This is a genomic window from Pseudomonas parakoreensis, from assembly GCF_021602155.1.
In the GTDB taxonomy this organism is placed as follows: domain Bacteria; phylum Pseudomonadota; class Gammaproteobacteria; order Pseudomonadales; family Pseudomonadaceae; genus Aquipseudomonas; species Aquipseudomonas parakoreensis.
Genome location: NZ_BQHY01000009.1, coordinates 93,456 through 112,818, shown reverse-complemented (window position 1 = coordinate 112,818; position 19,363 = coordinate 93,456). Strand labels below are relative to the sequence as shown.

Here is a 19,363-nt window from a genome sequence, read left to right as displayed (position 1 = left end):
CGATGCCGCTAAATTGAGCCAGTAATGACGCCGACGCAATGGCGCCGATCACATCTGACAGCAAAAAGTGTTCCTTGATTGCCCGCTCCTACAGGGGAGTGTTGTTTCAGTCAGACGTACTGCGCAGCCGCGTACCCCGAGGCCCAGGCCCACTGGAAGTTGAAACCGCCCAGATGCCCGGTGACGTCGAGCACTTCGCCAACGAAATACAGCCCTGGGCTTTTCAGCGATTCCATGGTCTTGGACGACACTTCGCGGGTATCGACGCCACCCAGCGTGACCTCGGCGGTGCGGTAGCCTTCGGTGCCGGCCGGGACAACTTTCCAGCTGCAGAGCTTGTCGGCGATCTGCGCCAGTTCGGCGTGGGTGTACTGCTTCATCGGTTTGGAGACGAACCAGTTGTCCGCCAACAGGTTGGCCATCTTCTTGGTGAAGATTTCCCCGAGCAGGGTTTTCAGTTCGCTGTTCGGGCGTTCGGCCACTTGCTGTTGCAGCCATGCGGCGGTGTCGTGATCCGGCAGCAGGTTGATCTCCACGGTGTCGCCCGGCTCCCAGAACGACGAGATCTGCAGAATCGCCGGGCCGCTGAGGCCGCGGTGAGTGAACAGGATGTTCTCGCGAAAGCTCTGCTCGTTGCAGCTGACCAGGCAATCCACCGACGTACCGGACAACTCGGTGCACAGTTCCTTGAGCTGATCGGTGATAGTGAACGGCACCAGGCCGGCACGGGTCGGCAGCAGTTCATGGCCAAACTGCCTGGCGACCTGATAACCGAAGCCGGTGGCGCCCAGTGTCGGGATCGACAGCCCGCCGGTGGCGATCACCAGCGATTGGCACTGAACCTGGCCGAGGGTGGTGTCGAGCAGGTAACCGCTTTCGACCTTTTCGATGGACTGGATCGAGGTGTCCAGGTGCAACTCGACGCCGGCCTGATCGCACTCGTCGAGCAGCATGCCGAGGATGTCGCTGGATTTGTTATCGCAGAACAGCTGGCCGAGTTTTTTCTCGTGGTACGGCACGCCATGCTTGGCGACCATGCCGATGAAATCCCACTGGGTATAACGTGCCAGTGCCGATTTGCAGAAATGCGGGTTACCCGAAAGGAAATTGCCCGGCTCGGTGTACATGTTGGTGAAATTGCAGCGGCCACCACCGGACATCAGGATTTTCTTGCCGGCCTTGTTGGCATGGTCGAGCAGCAATACCTGACGCCCACGCCCGGCGGCGGTCAGTGCACACATCAACCCTGCGGCGCCAGCGCCAATAATCACGACTTCGGTAGAGCGCAAAACGGTGTCCTCTGAAATATCACCACAAAACCAACTGTTGTAGGAGCTGTCGAGTGAAACGAGGCTGCGATCTTTTGATCTTGCTCTTTAAAAACAAAGTCAAAAGATCGCAGCCTGCGGCAGCTCCTACAGGGGAGGCGTTGTTCTTACAAGACCCGCACGCGCAGCGAACGGCCCTTGATCTTGCCGTTGTTCAAGCGCTGCAGCGCCTGCATGACCACGGTGCGTTCAACCGCCACATATGACTGGAAGTCAAAGATCGCGATCTTGCCGACCTGGGCACCCGGGATGCCGGCGTCACCGGTCAGGGCGCCGAGGATGTCGCCCGGACGTACCTTGTCCTTGCGCCCGCCGGCGATGCACAGCGTGCTCATCGGTGGCTGCAGCGGGGCGCCGCCCTGGGACTTGAGGTTATCGACCTGATCCCAGTTCAACGGGGCTTTCTGCAACTGTTCGATGGCTTGCGCACGATGCGCTTCGGACGGTGCGACGAGGCTGACCGCGATGCCTTTTTCGCCAGCGCGACCGGTACGGCCAACGCGGTGAATGTGGATTTCCGAGTCGCGGGCCAGCTCGACGTTGATCACCATGTCCAGCGCATCGATGTCCAGACCACGGGCGGCCACGTCGGTGGCGACCAGAACCGACGTGCTGCGGTTGGCGAACATTGCCAGCACCTGATCGCGGTCACGCTGTTCCAGATCGCCGTGCAGGCCAACGGCAGAAATGCCTTTGGCGGTCAGGTGGTCGACGGTTTCCTGCACTTGCTGCTTGGTAAAGCAGAACGCCACGCAGGAGGCCGGGCGGAAGTGGTGCAGGACTTTGGTCACTGCGCTCATGCGCTCTTCCGGGGAAATCTCGTAGAAGCGCTGCTCGATCTGCGTGTCGTCGTGGAACGCTTCGGCTTTCACCGTTTGCGGATCGCGCATGAATTTCGACGCCAATTGCTTGATGCCCACCGGGTACGTGGCGGAGAACAGCAGGGTCTGACGACGCGACGGGGTCTGCTCGATGATGTCTTCGATCGCGTCGTAGAAGCCCATGTCGAGCATGCGGTCGGCTTCATCGAGGATCAGCGTGTTCAGGCCATCGAGGACCAGCGAACCCTTGCGCAGATGCTGCTGGATACGTCCCGGGGTGCCGACGATGATGTGTGCGCCATGCTCCAGCGAAGCGATCTGCGGGCCAAACGACACGCCGCCGCACAGGGTCAGGACTTTGATGTTGTCTTCGGCACGGGCCAGACGACGGACTTCCTTGGCGACCTGGTCGGCCAGCTCACGGGTCGGGCAGATCACCAGCGCCTGGCAACCGAAGTAACGCGGGTTGATCGGGTTGAGCAGGCCGATGCCGAACGCGGCGGTCTTGCCGCTGCCGGTCTTGGCCTGGGCGATCAGGTCCATCCCCTTGAGGATCACCGGCAAGCTCTGCGCCTGGATCGGCGTCATCTGGGCATAACCGAGGGATTCGAGGTTAGCCAGCATGGCGGCGGACAGCGGCAGAGTATTAAAAGCGGTGGCGATGGTGGTCACGGGACTGGCCTGCAAAACAAAATGTCGCGCAGTGTAGCAGCCCCGTGCCACTTTCCTCGAAAGTTCTGGACGAACAGTGCCTGAAACCCAAGGCGAGGTGGTTAAACTGTGGTGAGTGGATTCATCTGTGGTGAGGGGATTTATCCCCGATGGGCTGCGAAGCAGCCCCGGAATCTGTCACCTCAGTACATCAGGCTGATCGCATTCAACCTTTCTAGGGGGCGCTTCGCACCCCATCGGGGATAAATCCCCTCACCACAAAAGCCTCCACCAGACATGACGCTGTTCAGTGTTCGATGTGCTCATCCGGATGTTCATCCGGGCGTTTGACCCGGCGACCGTCTTCTTTCGACAGTTGCGAGAAGATCGTCGCCGCCAGCATTGCCATCACTCCGACGGTCACAAACGTCAACTGGAACGCCCCCAGCACGGTCTCGACGCCGTCGTTGCCGATTTCCGCCGTGAAGCCGCCCAGCAAGGCGCCGGCACAGGCCACGCCCAGGCTCAGCGACAACTGCGCCACCACCGACAGCAAGCTGTTGCCGCTGCTGGCGCTGGCGTCGTCGAGGTCGATCAGCGTCACGGTGTTCATCGCGGTGAATTGCAGCGAGTTGATCGCGCCGAGAACCGCCAGCAGGCACAGCAGCAGCCAGTACGGCGTCTGCTCGCTGACCAAGCCCATGCTCGCCAGCATGATCCCCAGCGCGAGGGTGTTGCCGGTGAGCACGATGCGATAGCCGAGGCGTTCGATCAGCGGTCGCGCCATCCACTTGGCGAACATCGCCGCAGCGGCCAGCGGCAGCATGCTCATCCCCGCTTGCGACGGCGAATAACCCAGCGCCACTTGCAGCAGCAACGGCACCAGAAACGGCAGGGCGCCGCTGCCCAGGCGGGCGAACAGGTTGCCGATAATGCCGACGGCAAAGGTCCGGGTCTTGAACAACGAAGGGGCGAACAGCGGATTTTCCACACGCCCGGCGCGCAGCCAGTACGCCGCCAGGCAGGCCAGACCGCCGAACAGCAGCAACATCACCCGCAGGTGCGGCAAGTGCAGTTCGCCCAGGCCTTCCATGGCGATGGTGATCAGGATCATTGCGGCGCCGAACAGCAGGAAACCGAGGCTGTCGAAGCGCGTGCGTTCGCTGCCGCGCAGGTCGGGAATGAACTTCCACACCGCGTAGCAGCCGATGGCGCCGACCGGCAGGTTGATCAGGAAGATCCAGTGCCACGTCAGGTATTGCACCATCCAGCCGCCCATGGTCGGACCGATCAACGGGCCGAGCAGGCCGGGAATGGTGATGAAGCCCATGATCCGCACCAGCTCCGAACGCGGATAGGCACGCAGCACCACCAGCCGTCCGACCGGCAACATCAATGCGCCGCCCAGGCCCTGGATTACCCGTGCGCCAACCAGCATGCTCAGGCTGCTCGATAACGCACAGAGCAGCGAGCCAATGCTGAACAGCAGGATCGCGCCGAAGAAGATTTTCTTGGTGCCGAAGCGGTCGGCGATCCAGCCCGAGGCCGGAATCAGCAAGGCCACGGTGAGCATGTAGGCGATGACCACGCCTTGCATGCGCAACGGGTCTTCGGCCAGATCCCGGGCCATGGCCGGCAGGGCGGTGTTGAGGATGGTCCCGTCGAGGGACTGCATGAAGAACGCAATGGCGACGACCCACGGCAACCAGCGGGCGGTGATGGCGTCGAGAGGCGGGCGAGTGGGCATGGAACCTCTTAGAGTGTGGGTCAGGCGGAACATTACCCTGTGGGAGCTGGCTTGCCAGCGATGACGGACTTTCAGACAAAGTGATGTTGAATCTGATGTCCTCATCGCTGGCAAGCCAGCTCCCACAGTTTTTTGCGTTGTTACAGGGTCAAGGTCAATCGGCTCACCAGCGCCCCCGGCAACAACGCCGACGAGGTATTGCGCTGGCTGTACGTGCTCGCCGACAGCAGCAACTCACGCTCGGCGGTCAGTGCTTCCAGCTGCGAACCCAGCAGGCTGTAGGCGCTGTCGTCGAAACGCATGGTGCTGACCGGCGCCTGAATCTCGCCGTTCTCGACCCAGAAGGTTGCGAAGCGAGTCATGCCGGTCAGGCGCGCCGCCGGTTGATCCGAGTAGTTCAGGTACCAGAGGTTGCTGATGTACAGCCCGGTGCCCAACTGCTTGAGAATTTCTGCCTGTGACAGATCACCGGCCGCCATGTTCAGTGCACTCGGCATTTCACCGCCGCTGGCGCCGTTGGCGGTCAGGCCGTATTCGGCAGCACTGCGCGAGCCGACCAGTTGATCGCCGGCCTTGCCTTCAATCACCAACCGCAGATCGCTGCGCGGATAGCCTTCGCCGGAGAACGCCGGGCTCAACGAACCGCTGACTTGCTCGTCCAGCGACACTAGCGGACTGAACGCCTGATCACCGACATACAGCTTCTGCAGCGGACTGCTCTTGCTGGCGATCGACTGTGCGGAAAAACCGCCCCAGCTGAGCATGCCCATGATTTCTTCCAGCGCGGCTGGCGCCAGATACGCCCGATATTGCCCCGGTGCGAGGGTGCGCAACGGTCGACCGAGAAACGCCAGTTGCTCGCGCGCCTGCTGGAAACGCCGGGCGAAGCCTTCGCTGCTCCATTCGTGCCCGGCGTAGCAGGCCTTGACCGCTTCGCCGTTGTCGTGAAACAGGCTGAAGTCGAAGTTGAAGCTGTTGGCCTGATGCCAGCCAAATGCTCCCGAGGAGCTGGCGAAACCACGGCTGATCGGGCCGGCAGCATAGAAGCCGACCAGATCCAGACCTTCAGCCGCGGTGCAGATTTCCTCGACCACTAGCTCGGTGTCCGGCAGCGGATGTTGCTGTACGTTGTTGCTCTGCCAGCCGTTGTGGTTGAGCAGCAGGTACGGATCCTGCGGCAGCAGCGGCAGGGTTTCGCGCAGTTGTTGCAGGCCTTCGGCGAGGCGCTGCAGATCGGCTTCCTGATCACCGGACAGGGTGATGTGCAGGTCGGCATGACGGCCGTCGTTGATCAGCTTTAACCCGACGTCGGCTTGCTGCACCTGACCGGCCTGACGCACCTTGGCGTGATTGAAACGCACGAACGCCGAGGATTCCGCGGCATAGCTGAGGGTGAATTGTTCCGGCTCGCGCACACTGTCGCGCAGCCAATTGACCATGATCTTGAAGGCGTCGGACTGACTCTTCGAAATGCTCATCAGGCGTCTCCCCCAAACACATCAACGTTGCTGAATACGCAGGCCGGCGAAGCGTGGCCGACGCGGATCACCTGGTTCGGCTCGCCCTTGCCGCAGTTTGGCGTGCCCAGCACCATTCGGGTGCCGGCATCGCCGACCGCGCGCAGACTCTTCCAGAACTGCGCGGAAATACCTCGGTAATTCGGATTTTTCACCACACCCTTGAGTTCACCGTTCTCGATCAACTGCCCCCACTCGCATCCGAACTGGAATTTGTTGCGCGCATCGTCAATCGACCACGAACGGTTGGTGCTCATCAGAATGCCGTGCTCGATGCCGCTGATCAGTTGCGTCAGCGACTGATCGCCCGGCTCGATGTTGAGGTTGGCCATGCGGTCGATCGGTGGCCGGTTCCAGCCGCAGGCGCGGCTGTTGGCAACGCCGTCGAGGCCGGCGCGGAACTGTGACAGTGCGCCGCCCAATGGCCGCAACAGCAAGCCTTGGCGAATCAGGAATTGTTTGCTGGCCTTGCTGCCGTCGTCATCGTGGCCGTAGCTGGCCAGCTCTTCGGGAATGTCCGGATCGAAGGTCACGTTGAGCAGCTTCGAACCGTATTGCAGGCTGCCGAAGTCGCTGGTCTTGACGAAGCTGGTGCCGGCGTAATTGCGCTCGTCACCGAGGATCCGGTCAAGCTCCAGCGGGTGACCGATGGACTCGTGAATCTGCAGCATCATCTGATCGGGCATCAGCAACAGATCGCGCGGGCCTTGCGGGGTATTTGGCGCGAGCAGCAGTTGCAGGGCCTGATCGGCCACTTGCGGGCCGGCGCCGACCAGACCGCAACGGCTGATCACGTCGGCGCCACCCTGCTGACCGAAGTTCTCGCGGCCCAGGGAGCGGGTCTGGCTGTCGTTGCCGTCGTAGGCGGTGACATCGAAACTTGGATAAACGAAGCGCTGGGCTTGGCGCAATTCGGCGCCGGCGCTGCTCAGGTAAATCTGTTCGACGTGGGTGATGCCGATACTCGCTTGCCAATGCACCAGGCGCTCATCCTTTGGCACCGAGGCGGATTCCGCGCCGAGCAGTTCGAAACATTCGCTCAGGGACGGGAAGGGTTGATCGAGATTGGGCGAAAAGTAATCAGCGCGGTCACTCGATACCGGCTGATCGCGCAGGTCGAGCAAGGCGTGGGGCTTCAGTCGCCGGGCCTGCTGTTCGGCGCGCTCCAGGGCGGCTTGCAGGCCTTGCTGCGACAGGTCGTTGGTCGCTGCATAAGCCTCGATGCCGTTGACCCGCACTGTGAACATCGCACCCTCGTCACGGCTCAGGCTGGGCGGTTCGGCAACGTTCTTGCGCACCGACAGGTATTGGCCGGACTCGCGCACATACCGCAGGGAAAAAAACTCGGCGCCCGTGCGCAAGGCAGCGAAGCGCTGCTTGAGCTGGGGGTGAAAATCGAACATTCGGGAACCTCCTTGTCATGGAGTTGCGGGGCGAAGCGATTCGGCGGGGAGGGGTGAAACGATTGCGCGAGGTCTAGAGTAGGCCTGCGTGGGGGTAGGATCAAGTGAAGAGGGGGTGTAGGAGGATTTACTGTGCAGCAGGGGAATTTGTGCTGAATGTGAGGGCCCCTTCGCGAGCAGGCTCGCTCCCACCTTTGAAATGCATTCCAATGTGGGAGCGAGCCTGCTCGCGAAGGTAGCGCCTCGGTATTACGCCTTACTGGGCAACAGGCGTGATATCACGCATCGGCTTGCCCTTCACCGGCGCACCGCCAGCAACATAGTAGGCAGCAGTGCTGCGCGGCAGCGGTTTGCGGCCACGGATCTTGTCGGCGATTTTCTCGGCCATCATGATCGTAGGCGCGTTCAGGTTGCCGGTGGTGATGATCGGCATGATCGAAGCATCGACCACACGCAGGCTCTGCATGCCGTGCACGCGGCCTTCGCCATCCACTACGGCCATCTCGTCGGTGCCCATCTTGCACGAGCAGGACGGGTGGAACGCGGTTTCGGCGTGCTCGCGGATGAACTTGTCCAGCTGCTCATCGGTTTGCACGTCGATGCCCGGGCTGATTTCGCGGCCACGGAAGGCGTCCAGCGCCGGCTGTTGCATGATTTCGCGGGTCAGGCGGATGCCGTCACGGAATTCCTGCCAGTCCTGCTCGGTGGCCATGTAGTTGAACAGGATGCTCGGGTGCTGACGCGGGTCCTTGGATTTGACCTGGATGCGGCCACGGCTTGGCGAACGCATGGAGCCCATGTGCGCCTGGAAGCCGTGCTCTTTCACACCGTTGCTGCCGTTGTAGTTAATCGCCACCGGCAGGAAGTGGTACTGGATGTTCGGCCATTCGAACTCTTCGCGCGTACGGATGAAACCGCCGGCTTCGAACTGGTTGCTGGCGCCGATGCCGGTGCCGTTGAACAGCCACTCGGCACCGATGGCTGGCTGGTTGTACCAGAGCAGCGACGGGTACAGCGAGACCGGTTGAGTGCAAGCGTATTGCAGGTACAGCTCAAGGTGATCCTGCAGGTTTTCACCGACGCCCGGCAGGTCATGGACGACCGGGATGTCGAGGCTTTCCAGCAGTTTTGCCGGGCCGACACCAGAGCGCTGCAGAATCTGCGGCGAAGCGATGGCGCCGGAGCACAGCAGAACTTCTTTGCGTGCCTTGGCTTCAACGCGCTCTTCCGCCGAACCGACCAGGTAACGCACACCGACCGCACGCTTGCCTTCGAACAAAATCTTGTCGGTCAGGGCGTGGGTAACGATGGTCAGGGTCGAGCGTTTTTTGGCGACGTCGAGGTAGCCTCGGGCAGTGGAAGCACGACGGCCGTTCGGCGTCACGGTGCGGTCCATCGGGCCGAAGCCTTCCTGCTGGTAGCCGTTCAAGTCTTCGGTGCGCGGGTAACCGGCTTGCACGCCGGCTTCAACCATGGCGTGGAACAGCGGGTTGTTGCCGGCTTTCGGCGTGGTCACGCTGACCGGGCCGTCGCCACCGTGGTAATCGTTCGGGCCGATGTCACGGGTTTCCGCTTTACGGAAGTACGGCAGGCAGTCGAGGTAGGTCCAGTCTTCCAGGCCTGGCAGTTTCGCCCAGCCGTCGTAGTCCATCGCGTTGCCACGGATGTAGCACATGCCGTTGATCAGCGAGGAACCGCCGAGGCCCTTGCCGCGACCGCATTCCATCCGGCGACCGTCCATGTGTGGCTCCGGATCGGTTTCGTACGCCCAGTTATAGCGACGACCCTGCAGCGGGAATGCCAGCGCGGCCGGCATTTGCGTGCGGAAGTCGAAACGATAGTCCGGGCCGCCTGCTTCGAGCAGCAGCACGGTGACGCCTTCGTCTTCAGTCAGACGGGTCGCCAGGGTGTTACCGGCCGAGCCGGCACCGATGATGATGTAATCGAACTCTTGGGACATTGAATGCACCCTCTTTAGATGTGGTCAGGCAGGACCTCAGCGAGTGCTGCGCACTCGAATCGCTGGCAAGCCAGCTCCCACAAGGATTGGGAGCTGCCACAGATTTGAGGGACGACTCCAAACCTGTGGGAGCGGGCTTGCCCGCGAAGAGGCCCTCGCAGGCAATACAAGACTCGGGGCTTAGAACACCGAGACGTAATCGCCCAGCTCGACCTGTACCGATTTGATGCGTGTGTAGTTGGTCAGCGAGCTGATGCCGTTTTCACGGCCTACGCCCGACTGCTTGTAACCGCCCACCGGCATTTTGGCGTCGGACTCGCCCCAGGCGTTGATCCAGCAGATACCGGCTTCCAGTTGATGAATCACGCGGTGCGCGCGGTTCAGGTCTTTGGTGACGATACCGGCGGCCAGGCCGAAGTCGGTGTCGTTGGCGCGGCGGATCACTTCTTCTTCGGTCTCGTAGGAGAGGATCGCCATCACCGGGCCAAAGATTTCTTCACGGACGATGGTCATCTCGTCGGTGCAATCGGTGAACACGGTCGGTGCAACGAAGGCGCCTTTGGCAAATTCGCCGTCGGTCAGACGCTCGCCGCCGCACAGCACGCGGGCACCTTCTTCTTTACCCTTGGCGATGTAACCCAGCACGCTTTCCATGTGGGCGAAGCTGACCAGCGGGCCGAAGTTGGTGTTTTCGTCTTCCGGGTTGCCGATGCGGATGCGCGCTACGCGCTCGACGATCTTGGCTTCGAAAGCGGCTTTCAGGTGGCTCGGTACGAACACGCGAGTACCGTTGGTGCAGACCTGACCGGAGCTGTAGAAGTTGGCCATCATCGCGGTGTCGGCGGCGCGATCCAGGTCGGCGTCGTCGCAGATGATCAGCGGCGACTTGCCGCCCAGTTCCATGGTCACGTCTTTGAGCGACGAAGCCGAAGCGCTGGCCATGACTTTCTTGCCGGTGTCGGTGCCGCCGGTGAAGGAAACTTTCTCGATGCGCGGGTGCTCGGTCAGCCAGGTGCCGACTTCACGGCCGCTGCCGGTCAGGACGTTGAACACGCCGTTTGGCAGGCCGGCTTCGGTGTAGATCTCGGCCAGTTTCAAGGTCGTCAGCGAGGTGACTTCGCTTGGCTTGAAGATCATCGCGTTACCAGCGGCCAGGGCCGGTGCGGATTTCCACAGCGCGATCTGGATCGGGTAGTTCCACGCGCCGATACCGGCGACCACGCCCAGCGGTTCGCGACGGGTGTAGACAAAGGACGTGTCGCGCAGCGGGATCTGCTCGCCTTCGATCGCCGGCACCAGGCCTGCGTAGTATTCCAGCACGTCAGCACCAGTGACGATGTCGACGTACTTGGTTTCGGAGAAGGCTTTGCCGGTGTCCAGGGTTTCCAGAGCAGCCAGTTCATCGTTGCGCTCGCGCAGGATGTCGACGGCGCGACGCAGGATGCGCGAACGCTCCATGGCGGTCATCGCGGCCCAGATTTTCTGGCCCTTTTCAGCGCTGACCACGGCACGCTCGACGTCTTCCTTGGTCGCACGTTGCACTTTGGCGAGGACTTCACCGTTCGCCGGGTTGATGGCTTCGAAAGTGGCATCGCTGCCAGCGTCGGAGTACGCGCCATCGATGTAGAGTTTTTGCAGTTCGAAACGGGCCATAGTGTCCTCGCAAGTGCATTAGTGGTTGGCGTCGACCACCGCGCTGAAACTGCGGTGGCGGTTCAGGTACCGAGCGTTTTCTGTGTGCTCTGGCTCACCTGCTTGGCCAATTGGAAATCCATGTATTCGTAAGCGATCTGTTGCGCCTGCGCGGTGTCGAAAGCGTCTCCCGACAGCGCGCCGCGCAACCACAAACCGTCGATCAACGCTGCCAGTCCACGCGCTGCGCTGCGCGCATCTTCGAGCGGCAACACACGGCGGAACTCGCAGCACAGGTTGGAATACAGACGGTGATCGTTGATCCGCTGCAACCTGTGCAAAGACGGCTGGTGCATGCTGGTGGCCCAGAAGGCCAGCCAGGTTTTCATTGCCGGGCCATTGACCTGGCTGGCGTCGAAGTTGCCTTCGATGATCACCTGCAGATGCGCCCGTGGGCTGCTGTCTGCCAGCGCCTGCCGGCGCGCGGTGACGTTCTCGCTGAGGACATTCATCAGATACCGCATCGTGGCGGCAATCAGGCCGTTCTTGTCCTGAAAATAGTGACTGATGATGCCATTCGAGACACCGGCCAAACGGGCGATCAGCGCAATGCTGGCGTCCCCCATACCGACCTGATCGACCGCCTGCAACGTGGCTTCGATCAGTTGTTGGCGGCGGATGGGTTGCATACCGACCTTGGGCATCTTGCACATCTCCTTAGGCCTTCCGACGGGCGATAAACGCCGATCGGATTGAGGGCCAGTCTATTTTGTTTTGATTGAACGTTCAATCAACAAAGAATAAGATCTGCGACAAATCGTCGCTGCCTACAGATTTTTTCTGCTTGTAAATGGCGATAAAACGACCTCCGGAAATTCTTGAAACCTGCGTGGGGCATGGCGCGGTTCGCTATTCGATGGACGTGTTGAATGGGCAAGACGCTCGGGGCCAGGTTTCGGATGAACGTCCGCACAGCTTTGGCTACGAAAGCGATTCGCAACGCCATTTCGGCAGGTTCGGGCTTTTTTCGGGGTGTCTTTATATCACCCGCCGGTCGGCTGCCAACTAACCGATTGGTCGGGTTCCGTGTTGCCTTGTGTTCTTCTCTCGCACTGCCTGGAGCATTTGTGCCATGAGTTCTGCCTCGCTAATAAAGACCCCGCCCGAGAAGGTGACGGTCAACGGTTGGGTGTTTTACACCTCGACCGCGTTGATTCTGTTGTTGACCGCCATTCTGATCATCGCCCCGCAAGAGGCCGGCAGAATGTTGGGTATGGCTCAGGCCTGGTTGTCGCGCAGCTTCGGCTGGTACTACATGGTGGTGATCGCCGCCTATCTGGTGTTTGTGGTGGGCCTGGCGTTTTCCTCCTACGGCAAACTCAAACTGGGCAGCAAGGACGATACCCCGGATTTCAGTTACGGCGCCTGGGCGGGGATGCTGTTCTCGTCGGGTATCGGTATTTCGCTGCTGTACTTCGGCGCGTCCGAGCCGCTGGACCATTACTTCAATCCGCCGGAAGGCGCAGCGGCCAGCAACCTGGCTGCGCGTCAGGCGGTGCAACTGACGTTCCTGCACTGGGGCCTGCACGGCTGGGCGATCTACGCACTGGTCGGTCTGGCCGTGGCGTACTTCGCTTACCGTCATAACCAGCCGCTGGCCCTGCGTTCGGCGCTGTATCCGCTGGTGGGCGAGCGTTGGGTCAAGGGCGCCGCCGGTCATGCGGTGGACGGTTTCGGCATGTTCGTGACCTTGCTGGGTCTGGTGACCAACCTGGGGATCGGCTCGCTGCAAGTGTCCTCCGGCCTGGAAAACCTGTTCGGCATGGAGCACAGCAACACCAACCTGCTGATCGTGATCATCGTGATGAGCACCGTGGCGACCATCGCTGCCGTGTCCGGTGTGGAAAACGGCATCCGTCGCCTGTCCAACCTGAACATCGTGCTGTTCAGCGGTCTGCTGATTTTCGTCCTGTTGTTCGGCCCGACCCTGCACCTGCTCAACGGCTTTGTGCAGAACATCGGCGATTACCTCAACGGCGTGGTGCTGAAGACCTTCGACCTGTACGTCTATGAAGGCGACAGCGCCAAGTCCGACCGCTGGCTGGGCCTGTGGACCCTGTTCTACTGGGCCTGGTGGATTTCCTGGGCGCCATTCGTCGGCATGTTCATCGCGCGTATTTCCCGTGGTCGTACCGTGCGTGAGCTGGTGGCTGGCGTGCTGCTGATTCCGCTGGGCTTCACCCTGGCGTGGCTGTCGATCTTCGGCAACTCGGCACTGGATCTGGTGATGAACCAGGGCGCGGTGGAACTCGGCAAGACGGCGCTGGAACAGCCGTCGATGGCGATCTACCAGTTGCTGGAACACTACCCGGCGTCGAAAGTCGTCATCGGTGTGTCGATCTTTGTTGGCTTCGTGCTGTTCCTGACCCCGGCCGACTCCGGCGCGGTGATGATGGCGAATCTGTCCTGCAAGGGCGGCAACGTCGATGAAGATGCGCCGCACTGGCTGCGGATCTTCTGGTCGGTGGTGATCACGCTGGTGACTATCGGTCTGCTGTTCGCCGGTAACTTCGAAGCCATGCAAACCATGGTGGTGCTGGCCGGGCTGCCGTTCTCGGTGGTGCTGGTGTTCTTCATGTTCGGCCTGCACAAGGCGATGCGTCAGGACGTGCAGATCGAACAGGAGCAGGCGCAATTGGCTGAGCGCGGTCGTCGCGGTTTCAGCGAGCGCCTGACCCAACTGGATCTGCAGCCGAGCCAATCGGTGGTGCAGCGCTTCATGGACAAGCAGGTCAGCCCTGCGCTGGACGATGCGGCCGCGCAAATGCGTGCACAGGGTCTGCAAGTGCAGACGCTGCTGGGCAAGTCCAAACGCTGCATGGGCGTGCGCGTCGAGATGGAAGAGGGCAACCCTTTCGTCTACGAGGTGAGCCTGGACGGTTACCTGGCGACCCCGACCGAATCGGCCCAGTCCGATGAGGCGCGCCAGCGTTATTACCGTGCCGAGGTGTACCTGCACAACGGCAGCCAGGACTACGACCTGATGGGCTTCACGCAGGATCAGATCACACGCGATGTGCTCGATCAGTTTGAAAGCCATCGGCAGCTCCTTGGCCGGGTGTATAGCTAAACCTTAAGTTAATGGCGAAGCTGTTTGTGGCGAGGGAGCTTGCTCCCGCTGGGTTGCGAAGCGACCCCAAGAATTTGTGAGTGCTGCGCACTCAAGCGGGAGCAAGCTCCCTCGCCAAAGTTGTCCATGTATCAAGTCAATTTCTGTACCAACAAAAACGCCGCGATCCTCTCGCGGCGTTTTTGTGTGCGGGGTTCTTACCCCAGGTTCTTGCCCAGCAACGCGTGATACAGCTCACTGTCGCCCAGAATCCCCACCACATGGTTGTTGTCGTGCAGCACCAGTTTGTTGCCGGTCTGGTAGCGAATCTGCAGCGCGTCACGCATGCCGATGTTCGAGTCCACCAGCGTCGGTTTGCGCTCCAGGCCTTCCACGGCCTGGCCCGGCGCCCAGTTCTGCAGGTTCAGCACCGAACCGTTCTGCCGTGCGCCTTTGATGGTGTTGCCTTCGGCCAGGTCCAGCCACGAGTCGCCGCCCGGGTCGAGGCACACCGAACCGTTGATGCGTTTGCAGTTGTCCAGCGTGCGCATCAGGCTGCGACCGCAGAGCACGTTGAGCGGATTGGTGTGGGCCACGAAGGTGCGCACATAGTCGTCCGCCGGGTTCAGCACGATCTCTTCCGGCACGCTGTACTGGATGATCCGGCCGTCCTTCATGATCGCGATGCGGCTCCCCAGTTTGAGCGCCTCGTCGAGGTCGTGACTGACAAACACGATGGTCTTGCTCAGCTTGCGTTGCAGTTCCAGCAGTTCGTCCTGCAGGCCCTGGCGGATCAGCGGGTCGAGTGCCGAGAACGGTTCGTCCATCAACAGAATGTCGGCGTCCATCGCCAGCGCCCGGGCCAGGCCGACCCGCTGCTGCATGCCGCCGGAGAGTTCATCGGGTTTCTTGTTGCGCCATTGGGTCAGGCCCACCAGTTCGAGCTTGTCGTCGACCAGCTTGCGCCGTTCCTTTTCCGGCCGGCCCTGCATTTCCAGACCGAAACTGATGTTCTCGCGCACTGTCAGCCACGGCATCAGGGCGAACTTCTGGAACACCATGGCGATGCGTTTGGTGCGCATCATTTTCAGCTCGGCCGGGGTGCAGGAAGCGATGTCGATCTGCTTGCCTTCGTGCTCGACGAACAGCTTGCCGCGACTCACAGTGTTGAGGCCGTTGATGCAGCGCAGCAGGCTCGACTTGCCGGAGCCGGACAGGCCCATCAGCACGCAGATCTCGCCTTTGTTGATGTCCAGGCTGGCCTTTTCCACGCCGACGATCTGCCCGGTCTTTTTCAGGATCTCGCTGCGGGTCAAGCCTTGATCGAGAAGTTTCAGTGCTTCGCGCGGATCCTTGGTGAAGATCACGTCAACGTTATCAAAGCGAATTATGCTCATGCGTCACCCCCTGCTTTGGCGTCGGGTTGTTTGCAGATACGGTCGAGCATGATCGCCAGCAGTACGATCGCCAGGCCCGCTTCGAAGCCCAGGGCGATATCAGCAGTGTTCAGTGCGTTGACCACCGGTTTGCCGAGTCCATCGGCGCCCACCAGTGCCGCGATCACCACCATCGACAGCGACAGCATGATGCACTGGGTGATGCCGGCCGCGATGCTCGGCATGGCGTGAGGCAGTTCGATCCGTGAAAGCAATTGGCGACGCGAGCAGCCGAAGGCCTTGCCGGCGTCCATCAGTTCTTGCGGGACATCGCGGATGCCCAGGTAGGTCAGGCGGATCGGCGCAGCGATGGCGAACACCACCGTGGAGATCAGGCCCGGCACCACACCCAGCCCGAAGAGGGTCAGGGTAGGAATGAGGTAAACGAAGGTCGGTACGGTCTGCATCAGATCGAGTACCGGACGCATTAAAGTGTAGAACATCGGCTTGTGCGCGGCGACGATGCCCAGCGGCACGCCGATGACCACACAGACCAGGGTCGCGAACATGACCTGGGCGAGGGTTTCCATGGTTTCCTGCCAGTAACCCAGATTGAGGATCAGCAGGAACGAGGCGATGACGAACACCGTCAGCCCCCATTTGCGCTGGATGAAGTGGGCCAGCAGGGCGATGAGGCCGATCAGCACCAGCGGGTTGAACCAGGTCAGCGCAAACGTCACGCCGTGGATCATCGTTTCCAGTGTCACGGCGATTGCGTCGAAGGTGCTGGCGCCGTGTTGCGTCAACCATTCAACGAAGCCCGCGATGTACTGGCCTAAAGGGATTTTCTGATCAATCAGCATGGTAGTGAACGTCCGCATGCAAGGAATAAACAGCCCGGGCGAGCGAACTCGCCCGGCGTAAGGCAATTACTGTGCGAGCTTGGCTTTCACGGCTTCCAGGCCAGGTTTACCGTCAATGGTGGTCACGCCAGCGAGCCAGGTATCGAGCACCTGTGGGTTCTTTTTCAGCCAGGCCTTGGCGGCCGCTTCAGGCTTCATCTTGTCGTCGAGGATGTTGCCCATCAGAGTACTTTCCATGTCGACGGTGAACTCCAGGTTCTTCAGCAACTGACCGACGTTGCTGCATTCAGTGGTGTAACCCTTGCGGGTGTTGGTCGCCACGGTCGCAGCACCGAAATCGGGGCCGAAGAAGTCATCGCCGCCGGTCAGGTATTGAATCTTGAAGCGCTTGTTCATCGGGTGCGGCGCCCAGCCGAGGAAGACCACGGCGGTGTCGCGTTTCTGTGCGCGGTCAACCTGCGAGAGCATGCCCGCTTCGGACGATTCGACGACTTTGAAACCGGCGTCCTTCAGGCCGAACGCGTTCTTGTCGATCATGCTCTGGATCAGGCGGTTACCGTCATTGCCGGGCTCGATGCCGTAGATCTTGCCGTCGAGCTCTTTCTTGAATTTGGCGATATCGGCGAAGTCATGCAGACCCTTGTCGTACAGGGCTTGCGGTACGGCGAGGGTGTACTTGGCACCCTTGAGGTTGGTGCGCACCACTTCGACGGTGCCGGCATCACGGTAGGCCTTGATGTCGTTTTCCATGGTCGGCATCCAGTTACCGAGGAACACGTCCATGTTCTTGCCGTCGGCCAGCGACTTGTAGGTCACGGGCACGGAGATCATGGTGGTCTTGGTCTTGTAGCCGAGGGCGTCGAGTACCACCGAAGTGGTGGCGGTGGTGGCGGTGATGTCGGTCCAGCCGACATCGGAGAAGTTCACGGTACTGCACTGAGCGGGTTCTGCAGCGTGAGCCAGTAACGGCAGACTCAGCATGGCGGCCAACAACAACGACGGGGAACCTTTCATGGATGGACTCCTTGGTGTTTTTTTTGGCAGTGTTCCGACTGTGGACCACCGCACTTATAGGTTGCGGTTGGATGGCGTTCTGGAGACAGCTCTACCACGGCGCCTTGCAATCGAGTCATAACGATCATGTACCAGTGAAAATCTGACGCCTACAGGGTGGGTCGTATCCAGTACAGGGATGGTCGCATCCAGTGTCAGTGACGTCGTTTACAGCTTTTTTCTACCCCGTTTGGCCATCTGAACCGCATAAAAACGGCGAAAACACGGGAGCAAACCGGCACGGCGTTGGTGGGCATGAGTGCGTCGGTGTCAGACGCCGGACGACCTGACAAAAGCCTGATGATGCGGGCATTCCGGCGGATCGCAGCTTGAGCGTAGCAGCTCCGCCAGCGGGCGCTTAATGCCCGGGAACGGCATCCTCAGGAGCTCTGCAGCAATGGCTATCAGCGTTTTCGACCTGTTCAAAATCGGCATCGGCCCGTCCAGTTCCCACACCGTCGGCCCGATGCGCGCCGCGGCCCTGTTTGTCGAATCGCTGCGCGACCGGCACCTGCTCGAACAGGTGCGGCGTATAGAAGTGCAACTGTTCGGTTCGCTGTCGGCCACCGGTATCGGCCACGGCAGCGACAACGCGGTGATCATGGGCCTGATGGGCGAGTGGCCGGACGCAATCGACCCGTCGCAGATCGGCCCGCGAATCCAGGCCCTGCGTGAAACCCACACGCTTCTTCTGGACGGCCGCTTGTCGGTGCCGTTTGTCTGGGCGCGCGACATGCGCCTGATCGACGAGAACCTGCCGTTCCACCCCAACGCCATGACCCTGATTGCCGAAGGCGATCACGGCGAGATTCATCGTGACACCTACTATTCGGTCGGCGGCGGATTCGTGGTGGATCAGGCGCAGGCATCCAGCGGTGTGGTCGATCTGGATCGCACCGAATTGCCTTATGACTTTTCCAGCGCGGTGGAACTGCTGCAGCTGTGCCAAAAGAACAATCTGCGCGTCGCCGAATTGATGATGGCCAACGAAAAGGTCTGGCGCAGCGAAGAAGAAATCCGCGCCGGGCTGATGAAACTGTGGCGGGCGATGCAGGATTGCGTCGAGCAGGGCCTCAAGCACGAAGGCATCCTCCCCGGCGGTTTGAATGTGCGTCGGCGTGCGGCGAAGTTGCATCGCAACCTGCAGGAATTGAACAAGCCCAACGTGATCGGTTCGACGTTGAGCGCGATGGAATGGGTCAACTTGTTCGCCTTGGCGGTCAACGAAGAAAACGCGGCGGGCGGGCGTATGGTCACGGCGCCGACCAATGGCGCGGCGGGGATCATTCCGGCGGTGTTGCACTACTTTATGAAGTTCAGCGAAGCGGTCACCGACGCCAACGTCGTCGACTACTTTCTGGGTGCGGCGGCGGTGGGGATTCTGTGCAAGAAGAACGCCTCGATCTCCGGTGCCGAAGTCGGCTGCCAGGGTGAAGTGGGTTCGGCCTGCGCGATGGCGGCGGCGGGTCTGGCGGAGATCTTGGGCGCGACACCGGAGCAACTGTGCAACGCGGCGGAAATCGGTCTGGAACATAACCTCGGCCTGACCTGCGATCCGGTCGGTGGACTGGTGCAGGTGCCGTGCATCGAACGCAATGCGATTGCGGCGGTGAAAGCGATCAACGCGGCGCAGATGGCCTTGCGCGGCGATGGTCAGCACTTCATCTCGCTGGACCGGGTGATCCGCACCATGCGCGATACCGGCGCGGATATGCATGACAAATATAAAGAGACTTCGCGCGGTGGTTTGGCGGTCAGCGCGGTTGAGTGCTGAGACCGTATCGCTCCCATCGCTGGCAAGCCAGCTCCCACAGGTATTTTCAGTGTGATCACGATTTCTGTATCACCACAGAATCTGTGGGAGCTGGCTTGCCAGCGATGAGGCCAGACCAGTCAAAACTGC

Annotated in this window: 13 protein-coding genes; 2 read left to right on the top strand and 11 right to left on the bottom strand. The window is 61.0% G+C overall.

The window, feature by feature from the left end; genetic code table 11:
* Positions 1-110 precede the first annotated feature (110 nt).
* The 8 genes from L6D63_RS15720 to betI form a co-directional block, all read right to left on the bottom strand.
* Positions 111-1,289 carry a BaiN/RdsA family NAD(P)/FAD-dependent oxidoreductase gene (locus tag L6D63_RS15720; protein ID WP_131670568.1) on the bottom strand — a complete coding sequence of 393 codons (1,179 nt, stop codon included), beginning with the start codon at positions 1,287-1,289 and terminating at the stop codon, positions 111-113.
* 146 nt (positions 1,290-1,435) lie between these two features.
* Complete coding sequence (gene dbpA, locus L6D63_RS15715) at positions 1,436-2,773, bottom strand: ATP-dependent RNA helicase DbpA (RefSeq protein ID WP_230679399.1); 1,338 nt, start codon at positions 2,771-2,773, stop codon at positions 1,436-1,438.
* 334 nt (positions 2,774-3,107) lie between these two features.
* Positions 3,108-4,547: a multidrug transporter subunit MdtD gene (mdtD, locus tag L6D63_RS15710; RefSeq protein WP_047297086.1), complete on the bottom strand. Its 1,440-nt coding sequence runs from the start codon at positions 4,545-4,547 to the stop codon at positions 3,108-3,110.
* A 140-nt stretch (positions 4,548-4,687) separates the two neighbouring features.
* Positions 4,688-6,025, bottom strand: coding sequence for a TldD/PmbA family protein (locus L6D63_RS15705; protein ID WP_131670567.1), 1,338 nt, complete (start codon positions 6,023-6,025; stop codon positions 4,688-4,690).
* A complete protein-coding gene (locus L6D63_RS15700) occupies positions 6,025-7,467 on the bottom strand; it encodes a TldD/PmbA family protein (protein WP_131670566.1) in 1,443 nt (480 codons plus the stop codon). Before L6D63_RS15700 ends, L6D63_RS15705 begins: the two co-directional genes overlap by 1 nt.
* A 256-nt stretch (positions 7,468-7,723) precedes the next feature.
* A complete protein-coding gene (gene betA, locus L6D63_RS15695) occupies positions 7,724-9,427 on the bottom strand; it encodes a choline dehydrogenase (protein WP_047297083.1) in 1,704 nt (567 codons plus the stop codon).
* 180 nt (positions 9,428-9,607) lie between these two features.
* Positions 9,608-11,080: a betaine-aldehyde dehydrogenase gene (gene betB / locus L6D63_RS15690; RefSeq protein WP_047297082.1), complete on the bottom strand. Its 1,473-nt coding sequence runs from the start codon at positions 11,078-11,080 to the stop codon at positions 9,608-9,610.
* Positions 11,081-11,142: 62 nt separating this feature from the next.
* The gene (gene betI / locus L6D63_RS15685; protein WP_041063389.1) at positions 11,143-11,763 is read right to left on the bottom strand and encodes a transcriptional regulator BetI; all 621 of its coding nucleotides are present in this window, start codon (positions 11,761-11,763) and stop codon (positions 11,143-11,145) included.
* Between the two features lie 485 nt (positions 11,764-12,248).
* On the opposite strand from betI, the gene L6D63_RS15680 reads away from it, so the two are divergent.
* Positions 12,249-14,189, top strand: a complete 1,941-nt coding sequence (locus L6D63_RS15680; RefSeq protein WP_230679398.1) for a BCCT family transporter — start codon at positions 12,249-12,251, stop codon at positions 14,187-14,189.
* A gap of 197 nt (positions 14,190-14,386) precedes the next feature.
* Here the strand turns inward: L6D63_RS15680 and choV are convergent, their stop codons facing one another.
* From choV to L6D63_RS15665, 3 genes are all read right to left on the bottom strand, one after another.
* On the bottom strand, positions 14,387-15,565 hold the full coding sequence (gene choV, locus L6D63_RS15675) for a choline ABC transporter ATP-binding protein (RefSeq protein WP_041063385.1): 1,179 nt from the start codon (positions 15,563-15,565) through the stop codon (positions 14,387-14,389).
* The gene (gene choW / locus L6D63_RS15670) at positions 15,562-16,407 is read right to left on the bottom strand and encodes a choline ABC transporter permease subunit (protein WP_041063383.1); all 846 of its coding nucleotides are present in this window, start codon (positions 16,405-16,407) and stop codon (positions 15,562-15,564) included. The genes choV and choW overlap by 4 nt, the downstream gene beginning before the upstream one ends.
* Before the next feature lie 66 nt (positions 16,408-16,473).
* Positions 16,474-17,421: a choline ABC transporter substrate-binding protein gene (locus tag L6D63_RS15665; protein WP_041063381.1), complete on the bottom strand. Its 948-nt coding sequence runs from the start codon at positions 17,419-17,421 to the stop codon at positions 16,474-16,476.
* A gap of 436 nt (positions 17,422-17,857) precedes the next feature.
* Between L6D63_RS15665 and L6D63_RS15660 the strand changes: the two genes are divergently transcribed.
* Positions 17,858-19,234, top strand: coding sequence for an L-serine ammonia-lyase (locus L6D63_RS15660; RefSeq protein WP_041063379.1), 1,377 nt, complete (start codon positions 17,858-17,860; stop codon positions 19,232-19,234).
* Positions 19,235-19,363 lie beyond the last annotated feature (129 nt).

What these genes read in the sequence shown, in the direction of transcription:
- dbpA (WP_230679399.1), bottom strand. Translation starts at nt 2,773, where the DNA reads ATGCTGGCTAACCTCGAATCCCTCGGTTATGCCCAGATGACGCCGATC.
- mdtD (WP_047297086.1), bottom strand. Translation starts at nt 4,547, where the DNA reads ATGCCCACTCGCCCGCCTCTCGACGCCATCACCGCCCGCTGGTTGCCG.
- L6D63_RS15705 (WP_131670567.1), bottom strand. Translation starts at nt 6,025, where the DNA reads ATGAGCATTTCGAAGAGTCAGTCCGACGCCTTCAAGATCATGGTCAAT.
- L6D63_RS15700 (WP_131670566.1), bottom strand. Translation starts at nt 7,467, where the DNA reads ATGTTCGATTTTCACCCCCAGCTCAAGCAGCGCTTCGCTGCCTTGCGC.
- betA (WP_047297083.1), bottom strand. Translation starts at nt 9,427, where the DNA reads ATGTCCCAAGAGTTCGATTACATCATCATCGGTGCCGGCTCGGCCGGT.
- betB (WP_047297082.1), bottom strand. Translation starts at nt 11,080, where the DNA reads ATGGCCCGTTTCGAACTGCAAAAACTCTACATCGATGGCGCGTACTCC.
- betI (WP_041063389.1), bottom strand. Translation starts at nt 11,763, where the DNA reads ATGCCCAAGGTCGGTATGCAACCCATCCGCCGCCAACAACTGATCGAA.
- choV (WP_041063385.1), bottom strand. Translation starts at nt 15,565, where the DNA reads ATGAGCATAATTCGCTTTGATAACGTTGACGTGATCTTCACCAAGGAT.
- choW (WP_041063383.1), bottom strand. Translation starts at nt 16,407, where the DNA reads ATGCTGATTGATCAGAAAATCCCTTTAGGCCAGTACATCGCGGGCTTC.
- L6D63_RS15665 (WP_041063381.1), bottom strand. Translation starts at nt 17,421, where the DNA reads ATGAAAGGTTCCCCGTCGTTGTTGTTGGCCGCCATGCTGAGTCTGCCG.
- L6D63_RS15660 (WP_041063379.1), top strand. Translation starts at nt 17,858, where the DNA reads ATGGCTATCAGCGTTTTCGACCTGTTCAAAATCGGCATCGGCCCGTCC.